At 63.7% G+C, this 10,475-nt stretch carries 7 protein-coding genes and 1 pseudogene; all 8 read right to left on the bottom strand.

Going from position 1 to position 10,475, the window contains the following annotated elements; genetic code table 11:
* Positions 1–568 (bottom strand): hypothetical protein (locus WA989_RS06220; protein WP_424339639.1); only part of this gene is annotated, 568 nt, incomplete at its 3' end.
* Positions 569–602: 34 nt separating this feature from the next.
* On the bottom strand, positions 603–1,067 hold the full coding sequence (locus WA989_RS06215; RefSeq protein WP_424339638.1) for a DUF2829 domain-containing protein: 465 nt from the start codon (positions 1,065–1,067) through the stop codon (positions 603–605).
* Positions 1,068–1,087: 20 nt separating this feature from the next.
* The gene (locus tag WA989_RS06210) at positions 1,088–1,678 is read right to left on the bottom strand and encodes a glycoside hydrolase family 108 protein (protein WP_424339637.1); all 591 of its coding nucleotides are present in this window, start codon (positions 1,676–1,678) and stop codon (positions 1,088–1,090) included.
* A complete protein-coding gene (locus WA989_RS06205; protein ID WP_424339636.1) occupies positions 1,678–2,232 on the bottom strand; it encodes a DUF1353 domain-containing protein in 555 nt (184 codons plus the stop codon). The genes WA989_RS06210 and WA989_RS06205 overlap by 1 nt, the downstream gene beginning before the upstream one ends.
* Positions 2,233–2,237: 5 nt before the next feature.
* A complete protein-coding gene (locus tag WA989_RS06200; protein ID WP_424339635.1) occupies positions 2,238–2,579 on the bottom strand; it encodes a hypothetical protein in 342 nt (113 codons plus the stop codon).
* A gap of 68 nt (positions 2,580–2,647) precedes the next feature.
* Positions 2,648–5,479, bottom strand: coding sequence for a hypothetical protein (locus WA989_RS06195; protein WP_424339634.1), 2,832 nt, complete (start codon positions 5,477–5,479; stop codon positions 2,648–2,650).
* A 38-nt stretch (positions 5,480–5,517) separates the two neighbouring features.
* Entirely contained in the window at positions 5,518–8,040 is a 2,523-nt protein-coding gene (locus WA989_RS06190; protein ID WP_424339633.1) for a hypothetical protein, read from the bottom strand.
* A pseudogene (locus WA989_RS06185) lies at positions 8,037–10,475 on the bottom strand (hypothetical protein); the annotation flags it as partial. The gene WA989_RS06190 and the pseudogene WA989_RS06185, both read right to left, overlap by 4 nt.

The following is a 10,475-nucleotide window of genomic DNA, read 5'->3' as shown; positions in this document are numbered from 1 at the left end:
GCGCAACGCGGTCACGCGCCGCCCTGAGCGGCGCCAGCGCGGCGGCATATTCGGCCGCCGACAGATCGTCATCCTTGGCAAAGCCGTCGACCGCGCCGCCATCAGTATTGCCGACAATCCGGCGCGTGACGATCGAGGCCAGGAAAAGCCCGCGCCCGACATCATTGCCGAGCCCGAACGCCGTACTGGCCTTGGCCAGCTCGCTCGGCAACAGGCGAGACACCTCGCGCACTGTGCCCCTCTGGCAGTTGCCGGCCGTCGAGGTGTCGGACTGCAGCGCGCCATCGATGACGACGCAGGCCTCGGCGCTCTCGAAATAGCGCGTCGCCACGTCGACCAGTTTCGGGCCATGGGTCGCGATCGCCGCCTTGGTGTCCGGCGAGAGCACGCCCGCCTCGCAGAGCAGGGCGACGTCTTCGAGCGCCGGCGTCACATCAGCCGAGACAGCCAGCGCCGCAGTGCGCGGTGTCTCGTCGCGGTCGAGCACCGAGAGCTTGGTGATGCCGCCAGAGCAGGCGGTGAGGGATAAGGCCGCGAGGGCCGTCAGTCCAATCAGTAAGTGTCGCATCGGGGTCTCCTTTTTATCGATGCAGGTGGTTACGCTACAGCGTGGTTGGGCCGCCCGTTTCCAGATCGACGATGTACCAGTCGTCAGCGAGCATGTCGGATTGTGAAGCGAGCCAGCCAATCACCATCGAGCCATCGGCCGCCCTCATATCGATATGAGGCAGCAGCTCCACGTCATCTTCAGGATCGAGCTCAGCGGCACGGAACGCAGCAGCGTGGCCGCATTTGGCGTGCTTGGCAGCAAAGACAGAGCCCGGCGTGAGACCGATCCACATGCCTTTTCCATTCCATCCCGCTCGCGCAACACGCTCACCAGATTTTAGCGCAGCAAGCGCATGCCCGAAGCTCAACGCCGTCAGCGGCTGATAGGCTGCCTCGAAGGTGTCGGCTGGTGACCAGCTGACATAGCCGTCAGCGTATTTGACGGCATAGCCTTGCTTGCCATCCTTCTCTTCTGGCCAGGCGGTGATCCGCTTTGTACCGTAATAGTCATGCGTCATCGGGGATTGCTCCTCTGGGGTTAAGCCGCAAGCGGCAGATCTCGTGAATTGACCATGGCCCGGCCCTGGCCGGTCGCGATCGCCGTGGCGAAGGTCGCCGTCTGGATGGTGCGCCGGCGCCAGCCGCCCTTGAAGGCCGCCCAGCCGCGCAGCTGCGAGTAGAAGGTGAGGCGGCGATAGGCGATCTGGTCGATCAGGTCATAGACATTGACGGCATGCGCGGCCGCGATTGTCTTCGGGCCGATCTTTCCGTCTTTCAGGATCCCGATCCGCGAGATATCGAGGATGGATTGCTGCAGGATGATCACCGCCCGGCGCGGGCCTGAATTGACGCAGATGTCAAAGACCAGCGCATCGACGCCGCCCGGCAGATCCTCGCCGCGCACCGGATCCCAATAGCCTTCGCGATAAAAGGGCGTGATCTGCTCGACAGTGAGATGCCGCAGCTGTTCATCGGTCACGCTGTGGCCGACATAAGCCTCCCAGGCGCGCTTGGTGACGCCGCGCATGGTCGCCCCGCCCGGATCCATCGGATGCTTTGACCAGCCGCCCTCATGCGCGAGCGTCGCCGCCAGCGCCAGGGAGAAGTCGACCTTGAGGATCTCGCCCATCAGAGCAGCCCTCCCTTGCTTGCAAGCCAGGTGCGGCCGATCAGGCTGATCGAGCGGAAGGCCTGCTTGCGCAGCGCGCCTGTCGCCTCGGTCTGCTGCGGCTCGCGTCCGGTCGTCTCGCGGATCAGCTCGACATTGTCCGGATCGATCCGGGTGATGCGCTCTGGAAACAGGCGCCGGCCGATCTCGACGCCGGCATAGGCGAAGAAGCGGTGATGAGGGGTAACGCCGATCGCGCGCATGGCCCGCAAATAGAGGCCGTTTGCCTCTTTCAGGCTCAGCGTGCCGCTTTCCAGCGCCCAGTCATGCAGCGCCGGCGGGCCCCACCAGGCCGGGTTTTTCGGCTGGCGGTAGCGCAGCAGCAAGGGCAGCGAATGGACATCGAAGACGAAGCCGGCCGGCACCTTGAAGCCTTCGAACCAGACGGGCCTGAGCAGCTCCCATTCAGGCCGGCCCTGGCGCAGCGTGCCGGTGCGCCGGACATCCTTGAAGCTCAGCACAAGGCCGGCCTCGACCTCGCTATTGGCCGGACGGACAGGACGGGGGCCCCACATCGCGCTTAATCCCCGACAGCCGAAGGCGGCGGCGGGGCAACCGGGCTCGCCTGTTCGCCCGCTTGCGCAATCTCGGCCTTGGCCTGGTCGACAATCGCCTCGAGGCCCGCTTCGGAGAGGATCTCGCCGAGGCGTCCCAGCGCGTTGTCATAATTCGAGATGACGGCCGTCTCGATCTCGTCGAGGCGCTTGCGGACATCGGCAAAATGGGCACGGATCTGGTCCTTGCCTTCGGCAGCAATGCCGACGGTCATCTTGTAGCCGTCGCTCTCTGTGATCATCTGCGCCATCAGCGGCATTGCGCCCTGCAGCATCATGCTGGCGAGGATCTTCGGGTCGGATTTCATGGCAGGCTCTCCAGGATCAGGGGTGAAGGCTGGAGGATAGGTGCAGATTGTGCGTGTGGACTTTGCGCCTAGATATACTCGCTATCGAGAATGACCGCCTGCATGCCTGCCGTCGTCTGCGACACAACCAGCACGCCGGCCGTCGTATCGGTCGAGGATCCGCCTGCGCCGAGGCCGGACACAGCCGGAACGCCATCCATGTCGATCGGGAAACTGGCCCTGTCAGGGCTTGCCGGCACCCACATGTCGAACTCGCGGTAATAGCGTTGGCATTCGCGCTCGTTCGCACTTGGCGCGATCATGCGATAGGGCTGCGGGCGGCTCCCAGGGTCGAGCTGGAAGCCCGTCACCTGGAGGGTCTGCGCGAGCGCAGACGTGAGATTGAACGTGGTGCGCACGCTCGGCCGCGTGCCGATCGACTTGCCCGCGATCGAGGGAATATTCGCAGTGACATAGTGTCGGCGGAAACTGGTCGACGCCGCCAGCACACCGCCCAGCCCCGTCGTCACGGCCGCATCGCCGCCGGCGCCGAACTTCTGCTGCATGTTTGCGCTGGCAAAGGGGCTGGTGACGGTCGACTTCATCCAGAAGGACAGGCAGACTTTCGTATCGGCGAGCTCATCGAGATAGGGCAGCTCGAACAGGAGCCGCATGTCTGTGCGGTTTGTATTGACCAGCTGCACCGCATGGCCAAGCCCCGTCAGCGCCTTCTCTGCTGCTGTCAGCTCAACGCGCTCAGCCGTGCCGCCAGAGCCGGATCCACCAATATTGGCGAACATGATATCGGCGACATAGCCGCCCGGTGAGCTGACTGAGCCGGCCCCCTTCTGGTCGATGGCGAGGTCGCCATTGGGAATGATCGGCAGCACCGCGTCGCGGACATAGCGCACAAGCCGCGACGGAGAGCCGGTAACGGCCGTTGCATTGATAATGGTCGGACGCTCGCGAACGTGGATTTCACCGGCCGCGTCATCGAAACAGGGCGACAGATTGCCGTCGCTATCCCACTCGCTGACCGTGCCGTGCCCCAGCGTGACCGACGCGCTCGCATTGTTGGTGCGTCCATACGGACCTTCCTTGCCCGCCGCCGGCAACAGACCGGCAGCAGACGAGAAATAATAATGCGCGATATGAGCGGCGACTTTCTGATTGAAGTTGAAGGCATAACCTTCGACGCTCGCATCCTCTGCCGACTGATAGGTCATATCGGCAAAAGACAGGGTCGCGCGCGACGTCATGCTCGCATCGTCCACCACGACATTATTGCAGTAATCGGCCTCAACCCGGCCGAAGCGGACCTTGTTGACGCCCTGGCCGAGCGATGCCGTGCGCTCTGACCCGATCAGCTTGATTGCGTTATTGAGACCATAGACGAACAGATCCTCGAACAGGACATTATCCACACGGCCGAGCACCAGACCGCTCGCATTGTTCAGCATGTCGGCAAGGAAGGCCTGCGCCTCAATGAGGAATGGCCAGAAATGCAGATAGCCGATGGCCGAGTGATCACCGACAGCATCCATGCGAATGCCTTCCATCAGCACTTGCCCATAAATGCCGTCGATCATCGCCTGCGAGCCAGCGCGGCGCATGTTCGAGAATTGCGAGAAACCAAGGAACATCAGCCGTTGCAGATATTCGCGACCGGCGCTGCCCGTGAACGCGGCGTCATCCGCCCCGCTCAGAATGGCGGTCGGTGTCGCGACAGGCGTGAAGGTGCCGTCCGGCGTCGGCTGCCCTGTATGCAGGAAACCGACCCGCTCGATCCGGCAGCTCTCTCCAAGCTTCAGCAGATAGTCGAGATCTTCATGATCGCCGGTCATATCGGTGATGAAGGCCGAGCCCGTCCAGCCGGACATATCGAAATCATTGCGCTCGAGGTTCCAGTCGCGCCCATCAATGACACTCGCATTCGGCAGGTCGCAACTGTCGCCGAGATAATAGGCATTCCCCCGCAGCTTGATCGGCAGCCCTGTCGCCAGCGCGCGGCGCAGCGGGATCGTATTGTCCTTTTTCAGCGCGTCGAACCCGTCGGCACGGCCGCCCCAATTCTCAAGCTCGACATAGTGATTGGGGAATTTCTGAACCCAGGCGCCGGAGCCGCCCGTCTTGTCCGAGGCGGGGGCAATGCGAAAGCCGCCATCGCCTTCGCCTTCGGTGATCTCGTCGGCCGCAACGGCCGCCGCTTGCGGCGTCTCGTCGAACACATAGAGCGTCGGCGCAACATCGCCGACAGCGTCGCGCCCCTTCAGGAACTGGATCTCTCCTGCCGCCGGCGTGCGCGCCTGCAACTGCGCCAGCGTATTCTCGGCGCCCACCTGCTTGTCGACGAAGTCATCGAGCGTGCCGTCATCGACCTTTTCGGCTACGGCATTGACCGCATTGATCGCGGCCGCGACAGTCGCCACGCTGGTCGAGGGCAAGGTCTGCCATTTGCCGTCAACGTCGAGATAGGGCGATCCACCGACAAACTTGTCGCGCGTGATCTTCGGCAAGGGGGCCTGTCCGAGCCGCAACCGCAGGGCATGATCTATGTCGCGCCGGTCTTCCTGGCGCAGCATGATGAGGCGGTTATTGTCGATATTGATCGACCCCGGCGCAACCTTGCTGGCAAAATTGACCGCACGCTCATTGCTGGTCTCGCCATAAACGATGACGCTGTCGCCAGCGGCGCAGGCAACCGGCAAGGTCGCCGTGCCGCTTTCGCCCGCCTGCGGCGCGACAGCAAGCGGGCCCGAAGATGTCGAATAGACGGTCTCGGCGCCATCAACCGCAGCAATGTGCAGCACTTTTACATGGCTTGCGGCGTCATATTCGAACGGGATATTGAACGCCGTCTGACCGGCGGTCGCAGTGTATTTCTCAAAGCGCGGGCGCGCGTCTACGACGAGGTCAGCCATGGGGCGGAAGAATAGGCGTCAGTGCCCGGTGTTGACTTTCAGTCTTCGCCGAGGGCCGCCTCGAGCTCAGGGCCGCGCTCAGGCGCTGCGCTGCCTGGCTGCCAGAACCAGCCCTGATCATATTCGCGCTCATAGTATCGCGCCCGCCGGCGGAATTTCGCCTCGGCGTCCGGATCGGTCAGACGGATCAGATTGTCCTCGACATAACGGTCCCAGGCGAGCTTCAGATACCAGGTGTTTGACCCGGGGAACTTGCTGGCAATGAGAGAGGTGAGATCGCCGGCCGCCGATCGAGACGCGTCGCCCGCCGTCTCCTTCCCCGTGATGGCGTCCCAGGCATTACCAAACACGGACTGGCGCAGCTCATTGAGGACCTGGACCGGCGGGCCGCCAGCCGTCAGCGGCATGGTCGCGCCGAACCGGTTGACATCGGCGAAGAAAAAGTCGCCCCAGATGCCGAGCCCGCCGCCCTGCAGCGCGGCCGCGCCCCAGAACTCGGGACTATCCATCTCGCGCGGATCCCTGCCTGAAGATATCTGCTTGGACTGAAGCGACAGCGCGCCGCCGACGGTCATGGTCAGCATCAGCGCCGTCGCATATCCGACGCCACCGAGCTTGTTATTGGCACCCCATTCCTGAAGGATCCGATACCCGTGAAGCATCGGCAGGATCGCGGTGAAGCTGGTAAACATGGTCATGCCGCGCCTGAATTCGCCTTGCAGGGTGCCGGGCCGATTGTCCCCGATCAACAGGGAATGCGAACGAACCGAACCAGATGGCACAGCATACTCAGCTTCGGTCTGCACCATGGAGAGATAGCGCTCGGCAAGGCCCCGGCCGGCGACGACCTCAACCTGCTGCACGCCAAGGAAGCCCTTCTCGGGCTTGGCCGCGCGGATCTGGTCCCATTCGGCCGGACTGATATCGTACCGGCGCAGCATGCGCTGCACCATCGGCTCGAGATCGGCATAGCCTTTTGCGCGGCGATCGGCGAAGTCTGCAAACAGGCCAAGTGAGAAGGCATTCCGACCCGCCCGCGTGATACTCTGCAGGCCGGTCACCGCAAGCATCTGCTCAGACAGGACGCGGCTCCAGGCCTGCCCTTCGAACGTGCCGGCATAGCGCGCCTGCTGGCCAAGCGTATTGAGCGCGCTGTCCATGATCAGGCCCATCCGGGTTGCATCCCGGCGCGAGGCGCGCGACGCGTACTGCTTGACCCATTCCCGCATCCAGGTCGAATGCCGCTCACCGGAGAAGTAGCGCGCCATGGCCGAATACATCGGATCTGTGAAGAAGGACGGGATCGCGGCAGTGCCCAGAATGCTGCTGGTCAGGACGTTCCGGACATTGCCACTATGATCGGCAAAGGTCTCATTGACCGGCACATTCACGCTGCCGCTATAGTGCATCCACATCTCTTCGGCGCGCTTGATCTTCCCGCGCACATGGTCCTCGGCATTCTGTGGCTTGACGCGCGGATTGATCAGGCTGTCGCGCTCGAGGCTGTGCTGGGCGGCCTGCACCTTCGCGTGCTGTTTCAGCCAGCTCAGCGTCGCTTCGGGATTGGGGCCCAGCACTTCCAGCGCCGCGATATCCTTCGCCATGCCGTCAATATGCGCCATCATCGCATTGAACGGATCGCCGGCGCCGAAGTCGCGCTGATAGTCGAGCCAGGTGTCGGCATCCCTGAACACCAGGAAGCGATGCTCCTGTCGCTGGTTTGCGAGGCTGCCGCGGCCGATCCCCTGGCGTGAGGGCGTGCGCGTCGCCCAGCCTTCTGTCAGGATATTGTCGATCACATCATCGAGCGCGGCAAAGACAGAGCCGCGCCCCATCGGCCTGCCGCTCGCCCGGTCGATCATCCGCTCCGGATCGAGCCTCGAGAACAGGTGCTGCTTGAAGCCGTCGCGCCCATGCTGGCGGATATATTTCTGCACCGCGCGGCGATTATGCATCTGGGGCAGGCCCCAATTCTCGAGCCTTGCAATCTCCATCCCGGCCGCATTGGCCCGCTGGCGCAGATCCTCGGCGACATCGGCAAAGCCTTTTGCCAGCGATTTCGCGCCGGGATCCTTGGTGTCCTCGCCAAACAGCTCCTTGACCACATTTGGCAGTTTCGCCTTGCCGACGCGCCGCCCGCCCGTGCCCTGCCGGAAGCTGTTGATCACCTCCTCCATCTGCGCCATCGCCCGGCCGAGGATCGCCTCGCGGACATTCTGCACAGACTTCTCGACACCGCTGCCCTGGCCTGAATATTCGATGATCGTCTGCAGGAATTCGCCGGCATCATTCTCGCCGCGCCCATTGCGGAAGCGGGCAAGGTCGCGCTCGAGGCGCAGCGCCGCCTTCTTGTTCAGCGCATTCAGGAACCGCTGGCGCTTTTTTGCATGTTCGAGCTCGGCCATGACAGCGAGGCCCGCCTCATTATCGGCCGAGGCAGAGCCGGCCTTTTCGCGCTCGCCGCGCACGCGCCGATAGACCGCGGCGAGCTCGTCATATTCCTCTTCATTGAGGACGCCCTCGGACAGCGCATTTGACAGGCATTCGGAAAAATCGCTCATCGCATCACGCACCCTTCAAACCGCTCGACCATGCGGCCGAGACGCTCTTCGCTCTGCTTCCAGTTGCGCGCCGCGCCGGCCGCCGGATCCGGGACCGTGCCGAACAGGCTCGCTTCACCAGCCCCTTCATCGCCCTCTGCGAACATCCGGTCGAAGACGCGAGAGATCTCCGGCGTCAGATTGGCCCGCTCGCGCGGGTCGAGCTTGCGGTAGAGCTCCATCAGCCAGGCCTTGAACTGGTCGAAGGCGGCCTGCAGCTTGCGCGTCGGCGCCTTGCCCGTCTCGAGATATTTTTCGAAGGTCTCGGCGAAGGCTTCCTGCAGCTCGATCCCGCGTGCTGTCGGATTGCCGGCGCTGTCCTGGATCGCGTCGCTGCGCTTTGTGCCGTGCCAGGCAAAGATGTCATCGAGCTGCGATTTGACATAATCGCCGCCCTCGCCGGCCTGCTCGAGCTTGACCAGCGTCGTCAGATACCAGTGAGAGACTTCGTGCATGAAGGTCGACGGATCGGCGCCCTGCCCGATCCGGATCACGTTCTGCACCGGATCGAAGGATCCGCGGTCGTCCTGCGCCAGAAGCCGCGCGGAGCCGGCACGCTCCTGGTCGAACGCCGCATCGACAGAACGTATATCGTGGGGCGCGAAGACCTTGAAGATATCGCGCGAGATCTGGGTCCCGGCAATCCCTTCGGCGCGCAGCTGCGCCTGCACCGTATCCTGAACCGCCACGGCCTCCGGGCTCGACAGCTTCTCGATTGAGACGCCGCGCCGATCGGCCTCGGCATCCAGCCGGGCTTCGTAGTCGCGGAAAGGGATGATCGCGCCGCGCACGAAATTGCGGTAAACCCGGCCAGAGAAGGCCTCTTTAACATGCTTCCACAGGTCGAAATAATCGTCCGGCCCGCGCGTGCGCTTGTAGGTGTCAGCAAAGGCCTTGCTGGTCGACAGATAGACGCCGCGGCCGAATTTTGAGACGCCTGCCTCGAAGGCCTCAATGCCTTGCGCTGGCGAGCCGTGATAGAATTCACGCGAAGTATCAAACCCCATCCCAGCCGCCCGGCTCCAGCGCGCATCCTGGCTGAGGTCAAGACCCTTCTGCTCGGCCTGCAGCCAGTCAATGCCTTCAGCCGGGTCCTCGCCAATCCAGCCCGCCCGGCGCGCCTGCTTGACAAGCTCGGCCTGAAGCCGGCGCGGGATCGCCCCCTTGCCGCTCTCTGCCGTATCGATGGCCTTGCGGGCCGACTGGGCAAGCAATCGAGCGCTGGCCTTGTCGGCCGGGTTGAAAGCCGCATCCGGTGAGCGCAGATCCTTCGGGTCGAAGACGAGCACATCGCTGCCGTCCTTTCCGATCTTCACATGCGTGAAGCCTTCGGCCTTCAGATCAGCCTGCAGCCTGTCGTGAAAGCGTGTGATCGACCAGATATCGACGCCCGGCCTGCCCTCCTCTGCCAGAAATCTGTGCGTCGGATCCTTGTCCGCGACCGCTTGCAGCCCGGCCGCATAGGTCTGGTAGTCGACAGCCCGGCCTCGAATGCGCAACTCGTAGAGTTTGCCGGCAACGCCTTTGAACAGAAAGGAGGGGCGGACCAGCGGCAAGAGAAACTTGGGCGCATTGTAAAAAACCGTGCGGTTCGAAAGCTTGAATTTGCGCGCTTCATTGATATTGGTCGTGGCATAGACGCCAGGGCCATAGACGCCAAATTCGCCCCGCTCGAAGGCCTGGATATCGCGGGACGGCGAGCCGTGATAATAGACGGTTTCCATATCGAAACCCATTGCTTCCGCGCGCCCGAGGCGCGCCTCGTCGGAGAGGTCGAGCCCTTCGCGAGACGCTTCGATCCACTCTTCAGCTTCACCGATCTCACCGCCGCGATAGCCCGACTTTGCGGCCTGCGCGAGAACAGCGTCCGCCTCCTCGGCCTGCTCCACTTTAGGCCCCAGCCGCTTCATCAGCTTTGCCGGTGTCTCGCCGGTCTCGGCGGCCAGCCGCTCGAGCATGCTTTCAAAGGCCGCGCCCTGGGCCGAGATCACACGCTCATCGGTCTGGCCGGCTTCGCGCAGCCTTGTCTCGATATCGGCCCGCACGCTCGCCTCGTCATCGCCGGCGCCGGCAAACATGTCGAAGGTCTGATCGTCGATCTCGGCCTCGAGCGCCTCGGCCGCCGCCTCCGGATCCTCGAAGACGCGCGCGCCCGATCGGTCATAGACAGGCTGCGTCTCTGGCGCGCGCGCCGGGTCCGGCCCGGCCTGCAGCGCGGCAAGGCCTTCAGCCTCGATCAGGTTTGACAGGTCCGCGACCACTTCGCTCGCCGCCTGCCTGCGCGGGATCTCGCCATCATGGACGCGCCCGGCCGCCTCGTTCAGGCGATCGGACACTGGCCCGCGCCGGGTCGCGAGCCGCACGAGGATTTCCTCGACCTGGGCGGCGCTCTCTGC

The organism is Henriciella sp. (genome assembly GCF_049649345.1).
Taxonomy (GTDB): domain Bacteria; phylum Pseudomonadota; class Alphaproteobacteria; order Caulobacterales; family Hyphomonadaceae; genus Henriciella.
The sequence above is the reverse complement of the archived record's forward strand: the minus strand, read 5'-3'. Positions and strand labels throughout refer to the sequence as shown.

Bases quoted from the DNA above. Each gene is read 5' to 3' on its own strand.
- WA989_RS06205 (WP_424339636.1), bottom strand. From the start codon at position 2,232: ATGTGGGGCCCCCGTCCTGTCCGTCCGGCCAATAGCGAGGTCGAGGCC.
- WA989_RS06215 (WP_424339638.1), bottom strand. From the start codon at position 1,067: ATGACGCATGACTATTACGGTACAAAGCGGATCACCGCCTGGCCAGAA.
- WA989_RS06210 (WP_424339637.1), bottom strand. From the start codon at position 1,678: ATGGGCGAGATCCTCAAGGTCGACTTCTCCCTGGCGCTGGCGGCGACG.
- WA989_RS06200 (WP_424339635.1), bottom strand. From the start codon at position 2,579: ATGAAATCCGACCCGAAGATCCTCGCCAGCATGATGCTGCAGGGCGCA.
- WA989_RS06190 (WP_424339633.1), bottom strand. From the start codon at position 8,040: ATGAGCGATTTTTCCGAATGCCTGTCAAATGCGCTGTCCGAGGGCGTC.
- WA989_RS06195 (WP_424339634.1), bottom strand. From the start codon at position 5,479: ATGGCTGACCTCGTCGTAGACGCGCGCCCGCGCTTTGAGAAATACACT.